This is a genomic window from Bacillus sp. FSL R5-0447 (assembly GCF_038606125.1).
GTDB classification, from domain to species: domain Bacteria; phylum Bacillota; class Bacilli; order Bacillales; family Bacillaceae; genus Bacillus; species Bacillus velezensis.
The window spans coordinates 807797-829105 of the sequence record NZ_CP152012.1 but is presented as its reverse complement, the minus strand read 5'-3'; the positions used below and the strand labels follow the sequence as shown (position 1 = coordinate 829105).

The following is a 21309-nucleotide window of genomic DNA, read 5'->3' as shown; positions in this document are numbered from 1 at the left end:
CATTCGCCTGTTTTCTATACAGCGGCCGGCAACACACAAAAAAACGCAGCCGCGGCCGCGTTTTTTCACTTCTGCTTACTGTTTTTGATTCGATCTGACGACCCGCAAGCACACCTCAGCGGCATAACCGGCGGCCGCTCCGGAACCCGCAAACATCGCGGCAAGCCCCAAGCCCATTCCTTCCCAGCCGCCGACACCGAAAATGCTGTAAACAACCGTACCGAAAGCAGTCAGGCCCAGCACCGCCAAAAGGCACTCAGGCCACATCTTTTTCGGCCATTTCTTGCGGAGCACAGCCGATACGGCAAAGTTAAGACAAAATGCGGCCAGACAGATCAGAAAAAAAAACCCCATGTCTTTTGCACCTCCGTCATGAGTAGCTTTTTATTTGCTCACCTTTTTTTCAAACAAATGATAACCCGGCGCGGGTCCTTTTGATTCGTACCCCATTCCGCTGTAAAACGACTGAAGCGACTTGTTTTCGGACACGCAATCGAGCCGGATTTTCGTTTTTCCCGGACAAGACACACCCCTCTCCGCCCAAGTCATGATTGTCCGGCCGAGCCCTGCCCCTGCAAACCGCCTGTTAATCGCCAGCCGGTGAAGATATACGGACTCCTCATGTCCTTCATCGCCCCAAAGACGTCTGTCCCACCCGCTTGCTTCGGGAAGCAGCATGACGACGCCGGCCAACTCTTCATTCTGCCTGAATAAAAAAACATACCCTTGGGCGATCGCCTCCCGCATATTGTGGGTATCTTCCCCTTGCAGAAGGCCGCTCCACTGGTTCGACCCTTTATCGCGAAGCCATTCTGCCGCTTGCACGAGCAGATCCATGACCTCTTTTGCATCATCTTTCCGGGCGGAGGTGACCCGGAATGCCCCCGCCTTCTCCTCCGTGATCGTAAATGGTGTCATAAAAGCCTCCCGTAATCAGAATATTCGACACCTTCATTATAGACCAAACGCAGAAAGGAAAAAAACAGCCGTCATGTTTGAGGGCCGTTTAAAAAATTTTCTTCTTATCACGTTCTTCTTTTAAAATCTCAACCGCTTCCCTGAAACGCATAGAGTGGACGATTTCACGCTCACGCAGAAAACGGAGTGAATCATTCAGGTCAGGATCATCGGAAATATCAATAATCCATTGATACGTCGCTCTCGCCTTTTCTTCAGCCGCAATATCTTCATATAAATCAGCGATCGGATCTCCCTTCGCCTGTATGTAAGACGCTGTGAACGGAACTCCGGCCGCATTGTGATAAAACAGCGCGCTGTCATGGTTGACGTAATGATCGCTGAGCCCTGCATCACGCAGCTGCTCCGGGGTCGCATCTTTTGTCAGCTTATAAATCATCGTCGCAATCATTTCTAAATGCGCAAACTCCTCCGTGCCGATATCCGTCAGCAGGCCGATCACCTTGTCAGGAATCGTGTAGCGCTGGTTTAAGTACCGGAGCGCTGCGGCCAATTCGCCGTCCGCCCCGCCGTATTGTTCAATGAGAAACTTAGCCAGCATCGGGTTGCATGTACTGACTTTAACCGGATACTGCAGCTTTTTTTCATATACCCACATTTACAGATCCCTCCTTATACTTGCCATGGCCAAGGACCGCGGCCCCAGTCCCATTGAGCGCCGACCTGACTCACGCCGAATTGCAGAAGCGGTCCGTACTCAGGTTCAAACCGCTTTCTAAGCTGTCTTGAGTACCGGGAATATTCATGAAACTGCTGAAGCGCGAGACGGTCATGGGGATGCGTATCCAGATAAAGCGTCAGCTCCACCAAGACAAAGTCCGCCGCCTGAATTTGCTCCAGCAGCCGATAATATTCATCATCAATCTTTTTCGCCATATTCGATTCCCCCCCGATAAGGATTATCATAGAAATCGTAAAGATCCTTCCAAAGGGTCCCTTTTCTCAATGCCTCCATCGGAGAAAACTGCTCTAAGTGATACGGCTGAAACCGCATATAAAGATGCGGCGGCGTTCTGTAGTATTTTCTCCCGATCGGCGGGCAGGGATCAAACCGGCTGTGGAAGGGTTTATAGGATTTGACCGGTGTAAACGGCTGATTTTCTTTCATTACGATCCTCCTTTCCTAAACCATGACCTTAATAGGTATGAATCCGTATCGGCATTTATGCCCTGTAAGATAATAAAAAAGCCAGCGCTTAGAAACGGTCACAAAAAAACACTCTTGCTGTTCCAAGAGTGCTTTTTCCCGAATGGTCAGATATATTGGCTTTCCCGATGATGATGATGATGGAACGGATAGCCGCCGTAGCCTCCGCCATAGCCGCCAAAACCGTATCCCGGATATCCCCCGAAGCCGCCGTAGCCGCCGTAGCCGCCGTAACCGCCAAAACCGTATCCCGGGTAGCCGTAGCCTCCGCCGAAACCGTATCCCGGATATCCTCCGAAGCCGCCGTAGCCGCCAAAACCGTACCCCGGGTAGCCTCCGTAGCCGCCGCCATAGCCGCCGCCGTAAATCGGTCTTCTTTCATTCATGATTTATCGCTCCTTCACATAGGTTACAGTCCAGTTTATGACATCCGGAAGGAAACGTATGGGCATCCGCCCAGTTTTGGCGAAATAATCAATAATTGCTTACGGAGAAAAATACGAAACAGGCCGACCGCTTAAGCAAAATAAAAAGGCCGGAACTTATGCCGCCCCGGCCTTTTTGTCTTTATTCGCCTAAATCTACATTGTGATAAACCTGCTGTACGTCTTCGAGGTCTTCCAGCACATCGATCAGCTTTTCAAATTGAGCTTTCGCATCTTCCGGAAGCTCGACTTCATTTTGCGCAAGCATCGTCAGCTCCGCAACCGTGAACTCTTCAACGCCGGCATTTTTGAATGCCTCCTGCACGGCATGGAATTGGTCAGGCTCGGCATACACGATCACACTGTCATCCTCTTCTAAAATATCGCGCACGTCCACATCAGCTTCCATCAGCAATTCCAGCGCTTCATCCGCCGTCTTGCCTTCAACGCCGATAACGGCAGTCGCATCGAACATGTAAGCGACAGACCCGCTCACACCCATATTTCCGCCGTTTTTCCCGAATGCGGCGCGCACTTCAGGCGCCGTGCGGTTTACATTATTCGTTAACGCATCAACGATGATCATTGAACCGTTCGGCCCGAAACCTTCGTAACGCAACTCGTCAAAGTTCTCCTCCGCGCCGCCTTTCGCCTTTTCAATCGCACGCTCAATAATATTTTTCGGCACACTGTACGTCTTCGCGCGCTCAAGCACCACTTTTAACGCCTGGTTCGATTCCGGATCTGGCTCGCCTTGTTTTGCCGCCACATAAATCTCACGGCCGAACTTCGCGTAAATCCGGCTCGTATTTGCGTCCTTTGATGCTTTCTTTTCTTTAATATTGTTCCACTTACGGCCCATTTTGTTCCACTCTCTTTCACGAATTGAATCTGTATGATAAATACTCTGCTTCTATTATACCTCAGCGGTTGGGTTGTTTCGAGTGTAAGACATTAGAAAAAACAGGCACGCTTAAAATCACCGGAGCGCAGTAAGCCGAATGTGAGGGTTATTGTACAAAACATAAAAAGCTTCCCTTCATACAGGAAGGAAGTCGCAAGCCAAAAGATTCATTTTATTCTTATTACCTATTTCCTACACTGTATATCCTGACTTACGTGGTAAAATTTTGATATCGAACAAAAGAAAGGATATGGTCATGAAAGTTTTCGAAGCAAACAGCTTGTTGACAGCTGCCAAACAGCGTGCGAGTGAATACAAAGAACTGCGCGGCCAGATGGTCAATCTAAAAAAAGCGTTTCAAGGTATGGCTGATCTTGGTGACAATGATTTCTCTGGCCGGGGCGCCAATAACATCAAAGCTTTTTTCAAGGACCACGCCGGCGTCACAGACAGCTGGCTTGATCTGATCGATATGAAAATCGCATTTCTCACAAGCCTTCCCGGTAAGGTCGAAGATGCCGGACTTTCTAATTCGCATGTGGAGGAATCATTTCTGGAGCATGAGCTCACCCACGCCCTCAGTAAATCAAAGGCGATTATGGAAGAGCAGAAAAAGGACATGCGCTCCATCCTCGGAGAGATCGAAGACATCATCTCGCTTGATCTGTTTTCAACCGAAAGCACAGATCAGAAGCTCTCTTCAGCTGACAAAAAAAGAAGCGAAACGATACATAAGCTCGGCAAGCTTGATCACGATCTAACGAAAGAATACGCAGAAACCGAAGCAAATGAACATTTTATCCAAGCAGATTTCCAGCAGCTCCAAAACGCTACAGGCAAAGGAAAAAACGCCACGCCGCTTCACTACAATGCCAAGGCGTACCGAGAAAGCGACATCCATAAGAAAAAAGACGAGATTGCAAGACATTCGGATGCTTATTTGACGATGAAAAAGGAAGAAGCGAAAGAGCGGGAAATCAAGGATCTGAAGAAAAAGCTGGCCGATGGTGTCACCGATCCGGATGAGTATTTGGAAATCGCGAAGAAGATCGGCTATGAAAACCTTGAACCCGCTCAGGTGCAATATGTGATGCAGCTTGAACAAGCAAAGCAGCTCGAAGAAGTCGGAGAAACGGCATGGGACATCGTCAAAGGAGTAGGCGTCGGCCTTTATGATGTCGGGAAAGACACCATAACAGGCATCAAAGATCTGGCTGTCGGCGCATGGGATTTTTACCATCTCTCTGATGAACAAAAAGTCGCTAAAACCATATCGGCTGTATTGAACACGCCCTCCTACGCAAAAATCATATGGACAAACCTGGCGGATTCATGGAATGATAAAATGGTTAACGGGGATGCGTATTCAAGATCACATTACATCACCTACGCCATCGGGAGCATTGTGGGACTCAAAGGTTCCGGTTCAGCTGTAAAAGTAACAAGCAAGCTCGCTAAAACAGGTGCCGCCAAAGTGGATAACGTCTTGGAAGCCGGTGAAAAAGCGGCTGCAAAACATGTGAAAACCGGGATTGAAAAAGGAAAAAATTATATCAATTCCGTTTCGAAAAACAAGTACGAACCAGCGCTTGCCGGAATAGCACAGGATATTGAAAATACTCACAATGTGAAGAATACGCCTTTGTTAAAGAAAATTATAGAAGAAACTAAAGAATCTAGCATTCTGTTCACAAAAAGAAACATTCCAGGTGTTGCAACTGGTAAACCAATTCCAAGCAGAGGGCTTCAGCTTCAAGAAAAACTAATGTACAATAATGGTAAATTAGGGGTTATCCCTCAAGAAGTACGTAAACAGCTCCTTGGGAAGGAGTTCAAGTCATTTGATGAGTTCAGAAAAGAATTCTGGAAATCAATGGCAAACACTGAATATGCAAATGAATTTAATAAAAATAACATAGCAAGAATGAAAAACGGGAATTCCCCTATCGCGCCTAAAAAAGAGCATTACGGTAAACATAAGTCATATATTTTACACCATAAACAACCTATTGATAAAGGTGGGGATGTGTATAATTTAGATAACCTAATTATTACTTCCCCCAAAATGCATCAAGAGATACTAGATCCAGCTTATCATTTCGGAAAAAAAGGAAGTTAAAATTAAATGCAGAAAGGAAGAATTAGTCTTGAATAAAATGTCAAAAGAAGAATTAGTCTCATTGGTGAAAAAAATTATGAATCCTGAATTAGAAGATGAGGTTATTGGTAAATACATCGATTTATTAGAAGAGAATGTCCCTCATCCTGCACCAAGTGATTTAATTTTTTGGAGCGATGAAGAATACACAGCTGAGCAAATTGTGGAGATTGCTCTTAACTATAAAGAAGAGTAATCACACTATAGCCCGTAACCTTCAATAACAATCAAGATGTTTTGTCCAATTAGAACTCTAATGGTGAAATTTTAAAGTTCTCATATAATTTACACCGATGGACTTAAATGGTATCCAACGTCTATTGATATTGGAATCTACAAAACAAAAATAGCTCTTCTCTACTGGGCTATTTTTGTTTCTGGAGATGATTTTATGGAGACTCAAAAAATGGATTTATTATATCAAAAAATAACGGAACAAATTAATGAAATGATTCCAACAGAATGGAGAAAAGTTATTCTTTATGCTGTAATCCTCGACGATTCATCTGAAGTTTTCTTTTATTTCAATACTCCACATAGTGAAGATTTTATATATTCTCATAATATCCCTGAACACTATCATGTCAGTGAGGAGATTTATGAGGAGCTGTTATTTGACTTGCATGACTTATTCGAGGAATTACGAGATGAATTTAAAGAAAACAATCAAGATATATGGACTAATCTAACACTTAATCTGGGGATAAGCGGAGAATTTTCGATAGACTATAATTATGAAGACGTTATTCAATCTCCATATACCATCTCTCAAAGACAAACAATCTGGACTTATAAAAATGTAGGAATTTATCCTAAGAGTAAACCTTTAAAATCCTTTTTAGAACAGTATTTAAATTCTCAAAATTAAAATTCCCCCTCCTTTATTGGGGGGTTTTTTTGATACAAATGATCCTTACAAATTACCAATTATAATGCTGGAGGCTGATCCTTGTTGGAAAATGAATTAAATGCATTATATAGAAACATAGCTGAAACCGTTAACGAAATGATACCAGAACCATGGGAGAATTTTTTTTTTCTATGCTTAGATTCAGAGACAGGCGGAGGCACTTACTTTTTTTACAATTCTCAAAATGAACCTAATTATTTTAAGTACAGTCTTGAAATTCCGTTTGAATTTGATATTGACGAAAATGAATTCGATCAGTATGAGATGGAATTATTTAAACTAAGCGGAAAAATGAGAGATGTTTTCAAAGATCATGATCAAGAATTATTTTATTCTTTCACTCTTAGCCTAGAAAGATCAGGAAAATTAACTGTCAACTTTGATTATACAGATTGGTTTAAGACAGATTATAGTTTCAGTGATCAGCTTATCATCTGGAAATTCAAATTTTTAAGGGAAGAACCTAAGGATTCATCATTACAAAAATTAATAAAAAAATATTTAGATGAATATCCTGAAAATCTAATTTAATAAAGTTGGGATAATGATGTTAGAAAAAGCTTATCTAAAAATAACTGATGCCATAGGAAAAATAATTCCTTCTGAATGGAGCAAAGTTGTTCTTTATGCAGAAATATTAGACGGCTCCAGAGAAGTGTATTTTTTCTTTCAAACACCAGAAAACGATGAATATATATACTCTCACGACATTCCAGAACAATTTCAAGTTAGTAAAAAAATTTATACAGAACTATTATTAGATCTTCAAGAGTTATTTAAACAGTTACACAATGAATTTAAAGAAAATAATCCTGAAGCATGGACAAATTTGACACTGAATCTTGAAAACGATGGAACGTTCTCAATTGATTATGATTATGAAGATGTTATTGAATCTGATTTGGACGAATACGAAAGGCAAATGATTTGGGAGTTCAATAACTTGGGGATTTTCCCTGAAGACGAAGAGGACAAAGAATTTGTTAAGGATTATCTAAATATTAAATAATGCCATCAACAATTCAAAGGTAGAGGATCATCAATGGAAACTCAAAAAATGGGTGAACTATATCAAAAGATTGCTGAACATCTAAATGAAATGATTCCATCTCAATGGGAAAAGATCGTTTTATATGCTGAAATACTTGATGACTCAGCGGATATATACTTTTATTATACAACACCAAATAACAGTGATTATTTATTTTCTCATTATATACCTGAACACTTTGATGTGAGTGAAGAGATTTACGATCAACTGCTAATTGAACTTCAAGAGCTATTTGAAGAACTAAAAGAAGAATTTAAACTAGGCAACCAAGATATTTGGACTAATCTCACTTTAAAATTAGAAAACACCGGAAAGTTTTCAATTGATTATAATTATGATGATGTTTTATTGTCTGAACTTGATGACCTTCAAAGACGAGATGTTTGGAAATATAAAAATTTAGGAATATTGCCTAAAGATGAGGATGATAAAGAATTTGTAGTAAGCTACTGCGGTCTATAAAACAATAATGACTCAGCACTTCCCTGCTGGGCTATTTTTTATAACTAGGATCTCTCGACGATTGAGGGTGAAAAAGGTTGGAAACTAAAAAAACGCATGATTTGTACCAGCTTATTAGTAAGAAATTAAATGACATCATACCTTGTGAATGGACAAAAATATATCTTTATGCAGAAGTGACTCTACCATGGTCCTCTTTCACTTCACGACACCAGAAAAACATCAACTTATTTATTCACAAGATATACCAGCCCGATACAGTGTAAATAAAGATATCTTCAACACTTTTCAAGAGAAATCCGAGAACTCTTTAGAATTGAGCACAAAAAGAATAATGATAAACAAAACAGACAGCATCCAGTAAACGGATGCTGCCTGTTACATCGGTATGTATCGTCTGAAGAGGTCATTTATTTTGTTTTTTAAATATGAAAATAGATATGACGGTAAATATGATGGCTGTAATAACAATGATCCACAAGCTTGCTGCCGTACTGATAAAATGGCCGTTTAACTTGTAGACGATCCCGTAATGCTTTTCATATTCCTGTATTTGGTCCGCAGAGGCATGTTTAAATACCTTATCAACTGAGTCTGTCATAAACGCTTTTCTGAACAGAACAGCGGTGTGGCTGATAGGGAAATACATAATAATTTTCTGCACAAACACCGGTACGCCGCCGATCGGCACATATACTCCGCATAAAAAACCGATGGCTGTTCCGACAATCGTACTTAACGTCGAAAATGCATTTTGTGTATGAATAAACAGCGTTAAAAATAAATTTATGGAACTTGACAGTGCAACTGAAAGAATAATGATCCCCAATACTTCAAGTATATCTGTTCCGCTTAAAAGTTTGCTGCCTGTTGAAACGAGAAAAATTTCACAGCCTAAAAAGGCGATGAATGAAAAGATCAAGCCGATGACAAATGAATGAATGACGTAGCTCAATTGGATGGTCGCCCTTGATAAAGGAGCTGTTAAAAAGTCATACGTTCTTTTACTTTCTTTATCTTTCACCATAATTCCGAAAGCGCCTAAAGTCGTTGTCACAGCTGTAATGGACAGCAATCCCGCCACCATCCATTCGTTCACCATTGCTTTGGAATCATCTGTCGAACCGACCAAGGCCTTAATGGCGTCCAGCTGTGTCTGCTGTAAGAACACGGCATATAACAGAATGACGATAAATACTGACAGCAAAGAAAGAAGCAAAAGCGTTCGATCACGGAAGTATATTTTTATATTTCTGCTGATTAAACTGGATAAAGACTTCATTTATGCAATGCTCCCCTTTACTGGCAAACTGCTTCCTTGTTCTTCGATAATATGGATAAACACATCATCCATATTCCCTTTAATCACCTCGAAAGATTCAATTTTTTCTTCAAGACCTTTCAAAATGTCAAACGCTTGGAGAGTGGACTCTACACGAAGGGAATAAATAGAGTTTTTAACCATAAAATCCAGTTGTTTATTTTCAAACCATGCAGTCGGATCAACGCCTTGCTTAAACATCATATGCAGACTGTCAAACGCATATTGATCTTTCAGCTGACTCGGTGTACCCTCTGCGATCAGACGTCCTTCTTTGATGACCACAACGTTATCAGCCACAGCGGCCTCCTCCATGTAATGGGTCGTTAAAAAGATCGTCATGTTTGTTTCTTCCTGCAGCCTTTTAATCGCATTCCAAACAAAAACTCTCGTTTGCGGATCAAGACCTGTAGTAGGCTCATCTAAAAATAATATAGTCGGTTTATGGATGATGGCACGGGCAATATCCGCTCTTCTTCTTTGTCCGCCTGACAAATCGCTGTATTTTTTCTCCTTAATATCATCCAATTTTAAATAGTCTGTTACAAACTGATAGTTCTCTTGCACTTGTGCCTTGCTTAAATGATAATATTGTCCGCGGTTCATGATATTTTCATAAACGGTCAATCGTTCATCCAAAATGCTCTCTTGAAAGACAACCCCAATCTTTTTGCGGATATGATTATTCTCTTTCCCCTCACCAAGCGTATAACCGTCTATTACCACTTTTCCGGATGTCTTTTTAATCAGCGTACAGAGAATATCGATAGTGGTCGATTTCCCTGCACCGTTCGTTCCCAGAAATGCAAACAGCTCGCCGCGTTTGACAGAAAAGGATACCCCTTTCACTGCTTCAAATGATCCATATTTTTTGCGCAGATCGGTTACTGTAATAATGTCTTGTTCTTCTCCCATTCTGTTCACCTCGAAAAGTAAGAGTCTATACCGTTGTTCACTAACTTTATATCGTCATTTCCGCCAGGATTTTCTCATTTTTATCCAACTTTATTATCTTTTTATAAATAATTATCATGATTATAACAATATAATTTATTATTTTCGCGTTTTGTTATTGGGTTTAGGCTCGGTGGATTTTCTATACATAGGGATCACTTATTGATTTTGCATGAAACTTATACATGCTGTAATCAATAAACCCTTTATCATAAAAAGGGTTTTGTTAAGAATCTCTAATACTATTTAAAATTCTTGTTTGTAACCGAAATACATATTATCTTAGAATATTCAGAAAGGAGAACGTAATGGAAACATGCCCTTATTGTGCAACTTCAATTCAAAAGGATAATCAGTATTACTGTAGTTTTTGCTTAATGTACATACATAATGTTCAGAGAGATGGAAAACGTGAAATCATAGAATATCGTGAGCATACTTCTGAATTAGATTTGGATAAGTCTACACCAGAACTAATGACTCTGCCAACAATTGAATTATTTCATTTACTGCGGCTCTCAAGAAAAATACGCAAACAGAAGTATGATCAGCTATATAAATCTCGACTTGAATCAGAAAAGGGAAATGAATCAGAAAATGTTCAAATCGCAACGGATAGTTACCAATATTACACAAAGAAAATGTATATCATAGAGAATATATTAAATAAACGTCTGGGTTACATTCCAGATAGGATAGATAATGTATTTCTTAAGAGTTATTTAGAAAAAGTAATGATTAGTAAGGAGAAAAAACAAGATATGAAAGTATATTAAAAAAGCTGCCCCTCTAGGTGAATATTAATAAAGGGTTCCTAAAAAGGTACCCTTTATTACATAAAGAGATGTATAGAAAGCTATATTATAGGCGTTAGCCAAACATCTTCTGGTACTCCTCTCATGTCACGAGTTCGTCCTGAATGCAAAAAAATGCGGATTAAAAAAAGGCAACCATCCCTAAGGGTTAGTTGCCTTCTCTTAATTCCAGCACAGCCACACACTCCACATGATTCGTATGCGGAAACATATCCACAGGCTGCACTTCGAGCGTCTGATACCCGCCATCCTCAAGCACCCGCAGATCTCTTGCAAGCGTTCCTGGATTACAGGACACGTACACCACTCGCTTCGGTTTCATGTCGATGATTGTCCGCAGGAGGGCTTCGTCGCAGCCTTTTCTTGGCGGGTCGACGACGAGGGTGTCGGCCGTGATGCCTTCTTCATACCATTTCGGAATGACGGTTTCTGCTTCTCCGACTGCGAATTCTGCGTTCGTGATGCCGTTCAGCTCAGCGTTGCGTTTTGCATCCTCAATGGCTTCCGGCACGATTTCGACGCCGTATACTTTCTTCGCCTGCTTCGCTAAGAAGAGAGAAATCGTGCCGATGCCGCAGTAGGCGTCGATGACGGTTTCTTCCCCTTGCAGCTCCGCGTACTCAAGCGCTCTGTCGTAGAGCACTTTTGTCTGTTCCGGGTTGACCTGATAGAACGATCTGGCGGAGATGGCGAATTTGACGTCTCCGATGAGGTCGTAGATGTATTCTTCGCCCCAGATGACGTTTGTTTCGTCCCCAAAGATGACGTTTGTTTTGTTTGGGTTGATGTTCTGCACGATTGATTTGACGTGCGGGAATTGCGCCGTGATGTCTTCGATGATCTTCGCTTTGTGCGGAAAATCGCTTGTTCTTGTGATGAAGACGATCATCATTTCGCCCGTGACGACGCCGTATCTGACCATGATGTGGCGGAGCCAGCCTTTGTGGCGTTCTTCGTTGTAGGCTTTGACGCCGTATGAGGCGCAAATATCTTTGACAGCTTGAACGGCTTCGTCGTTTTTGGATTGCTGGATCAGGCAGGCGCTCATATCGATGATGTCATGGCTTCTTTGCTGATAGAATCCGGCGACGAGTCCGCCTTCCCGTTCTCCTACCGGCACCTGCGCTTTGTTTCTGTAGTTCCACGGGTCTTCCATGCCGAGCGTCGGATGCACGATGACTTTTGAAAGGTTCAGCTTGCCGATCCGTTCTAAGACGTCTTTGACTTGTTTCTGTTTAAACAAGAGCTGGCCTTCATAGGTCATGTGCTGAAGCTGGCAGCCGCCGCATTGTTTGTAGATCGGGCATGGGGCATCCGTTCTGTGCGGGCTTTCTTCCTTCAGCTCGATTAAGCGGCCGAAAGCGAAGCCTTTTTTGACGCGTGTCACTTTGATTTGCGCTTTTTCCTCAGGCAGGGCGTTCGGCACGAAAATCGGGAAGCCCTGAACCTTTGCGACGCCCGCTCCTTCGTGCGTCAAATCCTCAAATGTCACGTCATAGTATTCATTTTTTTCTATCGGGGGTTTCATTTTCATCTATAATCACCTCTCGTTTTACCAATAGCCTTGTTTCAGCGTGCTGGCAAACCTTCAAATTCAATGTCAGCCTTCAAAGGTTTCCGATCACGCTGAAAAGATGACAAAATCCTAAAACGAATACTGTTTTAGGATTTTGTCCGCGTATTAATCATCCAGCTGTTCCGCTTTCTCCTTCGGCATGATGACGTGAATATGCCGGTACAGGTTCACGAATTCGCCCGGCAGCATGCCGCCGTACTCGCCGTCCAGGTTCAGCTGCATCTTTTCTGATACATTGACTTTCACACGGTTCGCTTTTGTGTAAATAATGTGCTGATCGTTAATATGATCGCCTCTGAGCGCCATGCTCGCGACCCTGATAAACTCCGCGAGATTGGCTTTTTTCAAAATAATCAAATCAAACATGCCGTCATTCAGGCTGGAATCAGGGGCCAGTTTCTCGAATCCGCCGACCGAGTTGGTCAGCGTCACTAAAAACAGCATAATTTCGCCTTGAAACAGCTTGCCGTCATATTCAATCTCGACTTCTGTCGGTCGAAGTGAAGGCAGCATTTCCATTCCCTTTAAATAATAAGCAAGCTGGCCGAGCATCGTTTTCAGTTTGCTCGGCACATCATACGTCAGCTCCGTCAGACGGCCTCCGCCGGCGATGTTGATAAAATACTGACCGTTCACCTGTCCGATGTCGATCGGGCGGGCTACGCCGTTAATGACGGTATCAGCGGCATTCAGTATATTCTCTCTCGGAATGCCCAGCGCTCTGGCGAAGTCATTTGTCGTGCCGACCGGAATGATGCCGAGTGTCGGGCGTTTGTCTAACGGCGCAAGGCCGTTGACGACTTCATTAATCGTTCCGTCTCCGCCGGCTGCGATAATCAAGTCAAACTCCCGCAAAGCGGCTTCTTTTGCGGCGTGGGTGGCATCCCCCGCGCATGTGGTGGCATGGGTGGAGGTTTCATAACCGGCTTGTTCAAATTTTTGCAGGACCTGGGCAAGATTTTTCTTAAAAAGCTCCCGTCCTGAAGTCGGATTGTATATTATGCGTGCACGTTTCATTATCTCATCATCCTACTTAAGAGTATCCGATCCATTATTAACACTAACAACCTTTAATTATACTATGACTTGAGAAAATCGCAACAATATGTACAGGAATTGCCAGAAGAAAAAAGGGCCCGGCTCCGTTTAAGGAGCCAAGGCCCGCTGTCTTACTCTTCTTCCGTTCCAGGTTTTTTCTTACGGAATTTCGCTAATACTTCATATACGATCGGCACAATCAGAAGGGTAAGCAGAGTCGAACTGATTAAACCGCCGATAACGGTGACACCGAGTCCTTTAGAAATGACCTGGCTTCCGCCTTCGAAGCCCAATGCCAATGGAAGCAGGGCGCCGATTGTCGCGATCGCCGTCATCAGAATCGGACGCAATCTCGTAGAGCCGGCTTCCAGGAGCGCTTCTCTCGTCGATAAGCCTTCCGCTTCTTTATGGATGACGCGGTCAATTAAGACAATCGCATTTGTGACGACGATTCCGATCAGCATCAGCATACCGATCATGGCATTCAGACTGATCGTCTCTCCGGATACATACAGTCCGGCTAATGCGCCGATGACTGTAAACGGAAGCGAGAACAGAATCGCAAACGGCGCTAATGCTCCGCCAAACGTGATCACAAGAACGAGGTATACGATGGCGATTGCGGCAAGCATTGCTAAGCCGAGTTTCGTAAAGGAATCAGCAATATCCGCTGATACACCGCCGGTATCAATCGATACATTGTCCGGGTGATCCAGTTTGTCAACTTTCTTTTGAACGGCTGATGACACCTTCGTGACGTTGTCAGAAGTGACGGTTGCCGTTACGTCAGCGTACACTTTGCCGTCGCGTTTGGAAATGGTATCGGATGTCGTGCCGTTTTTCACTTTCGCCACATCGCCGATTTTTACTTCTTGGCCTGCAGGCGATGTGATGGTTTTATCCTCTAATTCTTTTACACTCTTATACTGGTCTTTTTCTGTTTTGATGTTCACATCAAGCTCTTTGCCGTCCTTTTTCACCGTTGTCAAAGGAGACTGTGACGTTTGGGACATCAGGGCTTGGGAGATTTGCGAAGCCGTCAGGCCCTGCTTGCTGAGTTTCTCCTGGTCAGCGACGAACGTGTACTCATCATAAGTGCTGGAAAGGCCTGAGTTGACGTCTTTCAGATCTTTCTGCTTTTTCATGATGCCTTCGATGTCTTTGACCGTGCCTTTAATATCAGACTCTGAATCTCCGTACACATAGTACGTTAACTCGTTGTTGTTGCCTGACGAACTGAAATTTTGTGATTTCCATTCGCCGCGGCTGGATGTTTTTTTGATTTTTTTTAAGACATTGTCTTTTTCTTTGTCAAAATCAGGCGTGTCATCCTCGTATTTCACGTAGAACAATGCGCCGTTTGAGCTTCCGCCGAGCGGACTTTGCGAGCCTAATGAATACTGAACGGTATCGACATGTTTGCGTTTAAGCAGCATGTCTTCCGCTTTTTGCGCAGCTTTTTCAGCTTCGCTTTTCGTTTCGCCCGGTTCAGGCGTGTATGTGAGCTGCATCGTTTTGTCCGCTTGCGCAGGCAGGTAGCTCGCGCCGATCAGAGGTACGAGGAACAAACTGCCGACAAGCATCAGAACCGCGATGATAGATGTAATCCATTTATGTCTTAATGACCAATGCAGCACTTTTTTATAGAAATTGGCCAATCTGCCCGGCTTATGCTCTTTCGCTTTAACAGGCGCGCCTGTGAGCGATTTTTTGAATAAGCTGTGCGCAAGCATCGGCACCAGTGTGATCGAAATCAACAGTGATGCGGCAAGCGCGAAGACGATTGTTAATGCAAACGGCATAAACAGTTCGCCGATCTGTCCGCCGACCATGGCAAGCGGCAGGAATACGGCAATGGTTACGATCGTTGATGACATGATCGGTTTAAACATTTCTTTCGTCGCTTCACGCACCAATTGCTTCCCGCGTAAAGGTTCATCTTTCAGCCTCATGCGGCGGTAAATGTTTTCGATCACGACAATCGAGTCGTCGACTACCCGTCCGATGGCGACCGTCATCGCACCGAGCGTCATTATGTTTAATGTGACATCAAGCTGATTCAGCACAAGAAGCGCAATCAGCAGTGACAGCGGGATGGAAACGATAGAAATCATCGTTGATTTAATATCTCTTAAGAATAAGAGAATGATCACGACCGCAAAAATCGCGCCGAAAATCGCTTTGCTTAACATCGTATCCACCGACTCTGTAATCGGCTCTGCCATATCAAGAGTCGAGCTGTACTTGAACCCTTTATGGTCTTTTTTGTATTGATTCAGTTCATCTTTAATCGCATCGGCCACTTCTACCGTGTTGGCGTCATTGGCTTTTACGATATTAATTCCGATGCTGTCCTTTCCGTTCGTGCGGGAAATGGATTCAGCTTTTTTCACATCTTTAATGTCGGCAATGTCAGAAAGCTTGACTGTCGGCACCCCTGCTGACGCGCTTTGCTGTGCCTGCTGCATAGCCTGAGCGTCCGCCGCAGATGCCGCACCGGCTCCGCCCGCTTGACCTTGAGCGGCAGAAGAAGATGTGACCGGAATCCTCATATCTTTCAGATCTTTAATTGACGTAATATCTCCGTTAACGACAACTGATTTTTCTTTGTTGCCGAACGTATACAATCCAAGCGGCGTATTGACGTCAGAGCCTTGGATCACTTTCTTGACGGTATCTTCATCAAGTCCGTACTCTTTCATTTTTTTGTCTTTGAAAGAGAATTCCACCTGCTCTTCCTGCTGTCCGGAAACTTGCACAGACGCAACGCCCTGAATGCCTTCAAGCTTAGGAACGAGAGTGTTTTCCACATTTTTGGTCAGGTCTTCAAGCGAGCTTTTGCCGCTTGTCACACTGAGCGTCAAAATCGGGAAAGAGTTGAGGCTGTAACGGGAAATGTCAGGTTTTTTCGCGTCGTCAGGAAGGCTGACACTGTCCAGCGCTTCAGCGACTTCGGTTTTCGCCTTGTCCATATCCTTGCTGTAATCATATTCAATCATAACCGATGAGACGTTTTCAGAGGATGTGGACGTTACGACGCTCACTCCTTCTAAATTCTGGACCGCCTGCTCGATCGGTTTTGTCACGTCATCCGCAACTTGACTCGGAGCAGCTCCGGGATAAGTCGTATTTACTGAAAGGTAAGGCATGTTGACGTCCGGTATGGATTCCTGCTTCATATTCATACCGGCATACAGCCCTGCTACAGTAACGATAATCGTCATCAGCCAAACTGCGAATTTGTTCTTCAGTACAAAGTTAATAATGTGGTTCATCATGTCCTCCGTTAATTTTTATTGACTGACTGGTCATTCTATATAATACTAAACGGTATAACTCAACATCGTCAACTAATAAGGCAGTAAATTTTTCTAAATTTTTCAGGATTAAGGGGAAGCACGTCATGAACGAAAAAAAAGAGAAAATCATAAAAACAGGCATCCATTTATTTGCCAAAAAAGGGTTTTCTTCAACAACCATTCAGGAAATCGCCGGCGAATGCGGAATTTCAAAAGGAGCCTTCTATCTCCATTTCAAATCAAAAGAAGACCTTTTGCTGTCAGCATGTGAGTATTACATCGGCATGTCTATGGAAGAAATAAAGAAAATCAAAACAGAACATCAGCATAAACCGTCTAAGGACGTATTCCGAAAACAAATCGCATATCAATTCCAGGAATTTATGGAACACAAGGACTTTATCATCCTCTTGCTGAGCGAAAAGGTCATTCCTGAAAATCAAAAGGTCAAACAGTATTTTCATGAGGCCAATATTCAATTTAACATGCTGTACCGGGATGCGTTGCTCTCCGTTTACGGAGATGCCGTCACACCGTTTTTAGCGGATGCGTCGGTTATGGCGCAAGGAATTGTGAGCTCCTATATTCATTTCTTGATTTTTAATGAACATACGGCATTCCGGACGGAAAACGTGGCGGCCTTTCTGATTGCCAGAATCGATGATCTGATTACGGGACTGATAAGAGACAATCCCGATCCGCTGCTGCCTGAGGATATCTTCACTCAGCCCGCGGCGGACAGAGAAAGACTGCTTGCGGATATTCAAAAGATAAAAGCACAGCAGGAGCTGCCTGAGGACGTCCTCGTATCGCTTGAAGTCATTGAAGAGGAATGTGCAAAGGAAGAGCCGCGAAAACCGATTATTAAAGGAATGCTGTCCAACTTGGCAGGCAGCGGAAATGAGCAGATTGAAACGCTGCAGGCTTCCATTGAAACCTATTTCATCTTATAAAAAAAGAGACCGGCGCTTACCGGTCTCCGTGTCAGCAGCGCCCTTAGAGGCGGCTGCTTTTTTTATCGTTTTTTGATTTCTTCAAGTAAGATCTTGTTGACCATCGGCGGGTTGGCCTGTCCTTTTGAGGCTTTCATAATCTGCCCGACAAGGAAGCCGATCGCGCGGTCTTTTCCGTTTTTGAAGTCTTCAATTGACTGCGGGTTGCTGTCAAGCGCATCTGTTACCAGCTTCAGAAGCACGCTTTCGTCAGAAATCTGCACGAGGCCTTTTTCTTTGACGATTTTTTCTGCGTCGCCGCCTTTTTCAATTAATTCTTTAAAGACTTTCTTCGCGATTTTAGACGAGATGGTTCCTTTTTCAATCAGCTTAATCATGCCGGCAAGGCCTTCAGGAGTCAGGGCGACATCCTCAAGCTCTTTTTGTTCGGCGTTCAGGTAAGCTGAGACTTCACCCATCAGCCAGTTTGATGCCTGCTTGGCTTCTGCGCCTTTATTGACCGTTTCTTCGAAGAAATCAGCCATTTCTTTCGTCAGCGTCAGAACCATTGCGTCATAAGCCGGCAGGCCGAGCTCTTCGATATAACGCTTGCGGCGCTCGTCCGGAAGCTCAGGAATGGTTGCTCTTACGCGTTCTTTCCATTCGTCATCGATGCAGAGCTCGACAAGGTCAGGCTCAGGGAAATAGCGATAGTCGTCCGAACCTTCTTTGACACGCATCAAAATGGTTTTTTTCGTCGCTTCATCGTAACGGCGCGTCTCCTGCTGAATGACTCCGCCTGACAGAAGCACCTGCTCCTGGCGTTTTTCTTCATGCTCAAGTCCTTTTTGCACGAACGCGAAGGAGTTCAGGTTTTTCAGCTCCGTTTTTGTGCCGAATTTCTCCTGGCCGATCGGACGGAGAGAAATGTTGGCGTCACAGCGCAGTGAACCTTCTTCCATTTTACAGTCGGAAACGCCTGTGTATTGGATAATTGATTTCAGCTTTTCGAGATATGCGTAAGCTTCCTCCGGTGTGCGGATATCCGGCTCAGATACAATCTCGACAAGCGGCGTGCCCTGGCGGTTGAAGTCAACAAGGGAATAGCCGTCGCCCGTATGCGTCAGTTTTCCCGCATCTTCTTCAAGGTGAAGACGGGTAATGCCGATTTTTTTCGTTTTTCCGCCGACTTCGATTTCGATCCAGCCGTTTTCGCCGATCGGCTTGTCAAATTGAGAAATTTGATATGCCTTCGGGTTGTCCGGATAGAAATAGTTTTTTCGGTCAAACTTCGTATCCGTTGCGATTTCGCAGTTCAAAGCCATTGCGGCTTTCATCGCGAATTCGACCGCTTCTTTGTTCAAAACGGGCAGCACGCCGGGATAGCCGAGGTCGATGACGCTCGTTTGGGTATTCGCTTCCGCGCCGAATGGCGTCGGTGAGCTTGAGAAAATTTTAGATTTTGTTTTTAATTCCACATGGACTTCAAGTCCGATTACCGTTTCAAAGTTCACTTCATTTCACCCCTTACAGTTCAGGTTTCGCTTTATGATGATCTGTTGCCTGCTCAAAAGCATGAGCGACGCGGTATACAGTGCCTTCATCGAAGTGTTTTCCGATGATTTGCAGTCCGAGCGGCAGTCCGTCCGCAAATCCGCACGGCACGCTGATTCCCGGCACACCCGCGAGGTTGACAGGGATCGTTAAAATATCGTTGGCGTACATTGTGAGCGGATCGCTGGTTTTTTCGCCGATTTTGAATGCCGGTGTCGGCGTTGTCGGTCCGACGATGACATCGTATTTCTCAAATACGTCTTCAAAATCTTTCTTAATAAGCGTGCGCACTTTTTGCGCTTTTTTGTAATACGCGTCATAGTAGCCGGAGCTGAGCGCGAAGGTGCCGAGCATGATGCGGCGCTTCACTTCATTGCCGAAGCCTTCAGAGCGTGTCTGTTTATAAAGGTCGATCAGGTTGTCCGCATTGTCTGAGCGGTAGCCGTAGCGGATGCCGTCAAAGCGCGCAAGGTTTGCAGACGCTTCGGAAGAAGACAGCAGATAATACGTCGCAAGCGCGTATTTGCTGTGCGGCAGAGATACTTCTTCCCATGTCGCTCCGAGGTCTTCAAGCACTTTTAAAGCGGCTAAAACCGATTCTTTCGCCTCTTTGCCGACGCCTTCTCCGAGATATTCTTTCGGTACGGCGATTTTTAAGCCTTTAATATCGCCAGTTAATGAAGAAAGAAAGTCCGGCACTTCGACATTGGCGCTCGTAGAGTCCATTTTGTCCGGGCCTGAAATCGCCTGAAGAAGGAATGCGTTATCTTCTACGGTTCTTGTGATCGGCCCGATCTGGTCCAGTGAAGACGCAAAAGCGACCAAACCGTAACGCGACACGCGTCCGTATGTAGGCTTTAATCCGACGACGCCGCAGAAAGAAGCCGGCTGGCGGATGGAGCCGCCCGTATCAGATCCGAGTGAAAACGGCACTTCGCCCGCGGCAACCGCCGCTGCGGAACCGCCGCTTGATCCGCCGGGAACCGTATCGAGATTCCAAGGGTTTTTCGTCGCTTTGTACGCGGAGTTTTCAGTAGAAGAACCCATCGCGAACTCATCCATATTCAGCTTTCCGATCGTGACGGCTTCAGCGGCTTGAAGGCGCTCCACAACCGTCGCATCGTAAATCGGATCGAAGTTTTCGAGGATTTTGCTTGAGCATGTTGTGCGAAGCCCTTTGGTCACGATGTTGTCCTTGACGCCGATCGGCATTCCGAAGAGAAGACCGTGTTCAGACCGTCCGTCAACCGCTTCGTCAAGTTCTTTCGCGTAAGCGCGGGCTCTTTCTTCATCAAGCTGTAAAAACGCCTGCACCTTATCATCCACGGATGCGATCCGTTTGTAAGATTCATCAACAAGATCGGAAATCTTGATTTCTTTTTTATGTATCATTTGTTTCAGTTCTGTGATTTTGTGATCAAATAATGACATACTGTCTCCCTCCTTTAATCCAGAATAGATGGCACACGGACATAGCCGTCTTTATGATCGGGAGCATTTTTCATGACATCCTCGACCGGAAGGCCTTTACCCGCTTCATCTTCTCTCATTACGTTTTTCATTTTCAGCACGTGTGTTGTCGGTTCCACGTTATCCGTGTCCACTTCATTAAGCTCCTCGGCAAACGAGATGATGCTGTCAAGCTGTTCTGTAAACATTTCAGCTTCTTCATCCGTAATGGCGAGTCTCGCCAAATGAGCGACATGCTTTACTTCTTCTATAGAAATTCGTGACATAAGATCCACCTCCGCATAATTCTCCGTTTCGTCATATAATACTGATCAT

At 44.2% G+C, this 21309-nt stretch carries 23 protein-coding genes and 1 pseudogene; 9 read left to right on the top strand and 15 right to left on the bottom strand.

From position 1 onward, the window contains the following. Nucleotides 1-75 precede the first annotated feature (75 nt). The 7 genes from NYE68_RS04355 to NYE68_RS04325 form a co-directional block, all read right to left on the bottom strand. Complete coding sequence (locus tag NYE68_RS04355) at nucleotides 76-354, bottom strand: YesK-like family protein (RefSeq protein WP_007408936.1); 279 nt, start codon at nucleotides 352-354, stop codon at nucleotides 76-78. Between the two features lie 30 nt (nucleotides 355-384). Continuing rightward, nucleotides 385-918 (bottom strand): GNAT family N-acetyltransferase, encoded by a 534-nt coding sequence (locus tag NYE68_RS04350; protein ID WP_229041554.1) that lies wholly within the window; start codon nucleotides 916-918, stop codon nucleotides 385-387. An 88-nt stretch (nucleotides 919-1006) separates the two neighbouring features. Continuing rightward, nucleotides 1007-1576, bottom strand: a complete 570-nt coding sequence (cotJC, locus tag NYE68_RS04345) for a spore coat protein CotJC (RefSeq protein ID WP_003155700.1) — start codon at nucleotides 1574-1576, stop codon at nucleotides 1007-1009. Between the two features lie 14 nt (nucleotides 1577-1590). Beyond that, complete coding sequence (gene cotJB, locus NYE68_RS04340) at nucleotides 1591-1854, bottom strand: spore coat protein CotJB (RefSeq protein ID WP_007408934.1); 264 nt, start codon at nucleotides 1852-1854, stop codon at nucleotides 1591-1593. Further along, complete coding sequence (cotJA, locus tag NYE68_RS04335) at nucleotides 1838-2086, bottom strand: spore coat-associated protein CotJA (RefSeq protein WP_003155704.1); 249 nt, start codon at nucleotides 2084-2086, stop codon at nucleotides 1838-1840. The genes cotJB and cotJA overlap by 17 nt, the downstream gene beginning before the upstream one ends. A 146-nt stretch (nucleotides 2087-2232) precedes the next feature. Further along, nucleotides 2233-2511 (bottom strand): hypothetical protein, encoded by a 279-nt coding sequence (locus NYE68_RS04330; protein WP_229041555.1) that lies wholly within the window; start codon nucleotides 2509-2511, stop codon nucleotides 2233-2235. Nucleotides 2512-2692: 181 nt separating this feature from the next. Then, nucleotides 2693-3412: a YebC/PmpR family DNA-binding transcriptional regulator gene (locus NYE68_RS04325; RefSeq protein WP_003155709.1), complete on the bottom strand. Its 720-nt coding sequence runs from the start codon at nucleotides 3410-3412 to the stop codon at nucleotides 2693-2695. A gap of 298 nt (nucleotides 3413-3710) precedes the next feature. Here NYE68_RS04325 and NYE68_RS04320 point away from each other — a divergent pair, with 298 nt between their 5' ends. From NYE68_RS04320 to NYE68_RS04290, 7 genes and pseudogenes are all read left to right on the top strand, one after another. After that, entirely contained in the window at nucleotides 3711-5573 is a 1863-nt protein-coding gene (locus NYE68_RS04320; protein ID WP_324636070.1) for a T7SS effector LXG polymorphic toxin, read from the top strand. A 28-nt stretch (nucleotides 5574-5601) separates the two neighbouring features. Then, a complete protein-coding gene (locus tag NYE68_RS04315; protein ID WP_014417133.1) occupies nucleotides 5602-5808 on the top strand; it encodes a bacteriocin immunity protein in 207 nt (68 codons plus the stop codon). 195 nt (nucleotides 5809-6003) lie between these two features. Next, nucleotides 6004-6480: an antitoxin YezG family protein gene (locus NYE68_RS04310; RefSeq protein ID WP_229041557.1), complete on the top strand. Its 477-nt coding sequence runs from the start codon at nucleotides 6004-6006 to the stop codon at nucleotides 6478-6480. An 84-nt stretch (nucleotides 6481-6564) separates the two neighbouring features. Next, nucleotides 6565-7053, top strand: a complete 489-nt coding sequence (locus NYE68_RS04305; protein WP_324636071.1) for an immunity protein YezG family protein — start codon at nucleotides 6565-6567, stop codon at nucleotides 7051-7053. Between the two features lie 16 nt (nucleotides 7054-7069). Further along, on the top strand, nucleotides 7070-7531 hold the full coding sequence (locus NYE68_RS04300) for an antitoxin YezG family protein (RefSeq protein WP_229041558.1): 462 nt from the start codon (nucleotides 7070-7072) through the stop codon (nucleotides 7529-7531). Between the two features lie 33 nt (nucleotides 7532-7564). Next, the gene (locus NYE68_RS04295; protein WP_229041559.1) at nucleotides 7565-8035 is read left to right on the top strand and encodes a TIGR01741 family protein; all 471 of its coding nucleotides are present in this window, start codon (nucleotides 7565-7567) and stop codon (nucleotides 8033-8035) included. Nucleotides 8036-8112: 77 nt separating this feature from the next. Further along, nucleotides 8113-8374: pseudogene (locus NYE68_RS04290) on the top strand (TIGR01741 family protein); the annotation flags it as partial. 67 nt (nucleotides 8375-8441) lie between these two features. Here the strand turns inward: NYE68_RS04290 and NYE68_RS04285 are convergent. Continuing rightward, entirely contained in the window at nucleotides 8442-9317 is an 876-nt protein-coding gene (locus tag NYE68_RS04285; protein ID WP_007609910.1) for an ABC transporter permease, read from the bottom strand. Beyond that, the gene (locus tag NYE68_RS04280) at nucleotides 9318-10271 is read right to left on the bottom strand and encodes an ATP-binding cassette domain-containing protein (protein ID WP_229041560.1); all 954 of its coding nucleotides are present in this window, start codon (nucleotides 10269-10271) and stop codon (nucleotides 9318-9320) included. It lies immediately after the preceding gene. Nucleotides 10272-10618: 347 nt separating this feature from the next. Here NYE68_RS04280 and NYE68_RS04275 point away from each other — a divergent pair, with 347 nt between their 5' ends. After that, nucleotides 10619-11086 (top strand): hypothetical protein, encoded by a 468-nt coding sequence (locus NYE68_RS04275; RefSeq protein ID WP_015416986.1) that lies wholly within the window; start codon nucleotides 10619-10621, stop codon nucleotides 11084-11086. A 187-nt stretch (nucleotides 11087-11273) separates the two neighbouring features. Here the strand turns inward: NYE68_RS04275 and rlmD are convergent, their stop codons facing one another. From rlmD to NYE68_RS04260, 3 genes are all read right to left on the bottom strand, one after another. Beyond that, nucleotides 11274-12659 (bottom strand): 23S rRNA (uracil(1939)-C(5))-methyltransferase RlmD, encoded by a 1386-nt coding sequence (gene rlmD, locus NYE68_RS04270; protein ID WP_229041561.1) that lies wholly within the window; start codon nucleotides 12657-12659, stop codon nucleotides 11274-11276. Nucleotides 12660-12806: 147 nt separating this feature from the next. Continuing rightward, the gene (locus NYE68_RS04265) at nucleotides 12807-13718 is read right to left on the bottom strand and encodes a diacylglycerol kinase (protein WP_020955460.1); all 912 of its coding nucleotides are present in this window, start codon (nucleotides 13716-13718) and stop codon (nucleotides 12807-12809) included. 152 nt (nucleotides 13719-13870) lie between these two features. Continuing rightward, nucleotides 13871-17014, bottom strand: a complete 3144-nt coding sequence (locus tag NYE68_RS04260; RefSeq protein ID WP_229041562.1) for an efflux RND transporter permease subunit — start codon at nucleotides 17012-17014, stop codon at nucleotides 13871-13873. A gap of 128 nt (nucleotides 17015-17142) precedes the next feature. On the opposite strand from NYE68_RS04260, the gene NYE68_RS04255 reads away from it, so the two are divergent. Next, entirely contained in the window at nucleotides 17143-17991 is an 849-nt protein-coding gene (locus tag NYE68_RS04255) for a TetR/AcrR family transcriptional regulator (RefSeq protein ID WP_229041563.1), read from the top strand. A gap of 62 nt (nucleotides 17992-18053) precedes the next feature. Here NYE68_RS04255 and gatB read toward each other — a convergent pair whose 3' ends face one another. From gatB to gatC, 3 genes are read right to left on the bottom strand one after another with little or no spacing between them, the layout of a single operon-like run. Next, a complete protein-coding gene (gatB, locus tag NYE68_RS04250; protein WP_015388583.1) occupies nucleotides 18054-19484 on the bottom strand; it encodes an Asp-tRNA(Asn)/Glu-tRNA(Gln) amidotransferase subunit GatB in 1431 nt (476 codons plus the stop codon). 13 nt (nucleotides 19485-19497) lie between these two features. Continuing rightward, on the bottom strand, nucleotides 19498-20955 hold the full coding sequence (gene gatA / locus NYE68_RS04245) for an Asp-tRNA(Asn)/Glu-tRNA(Gln) amidotransferase subunit GatA (RefSeq protein ID WP_007408915.1): 1458 nt from the start codon (nucleotides 20953-20955) through the stop codon (nucleotides 19498-19500). A 14-nt stretch (nucleotides 20956-20969) separates the two neighbouring features. Further along, complete coding sequence (gene gatC / locus NYE68_RS04240; RefSeq protein ID WP_003155732.1) at nucleotides 20970-21260, bottom strand: Asp-tRNA(Asn)/Glu-tRNA(Gln) amidotransferase subunit GatC; 291 nt, start codon at nucleotides 21258-21260, stop codon at nucleotides 20970-20972. Nucleotides 21261-21309: the final 49 nt, after the last annotated feature.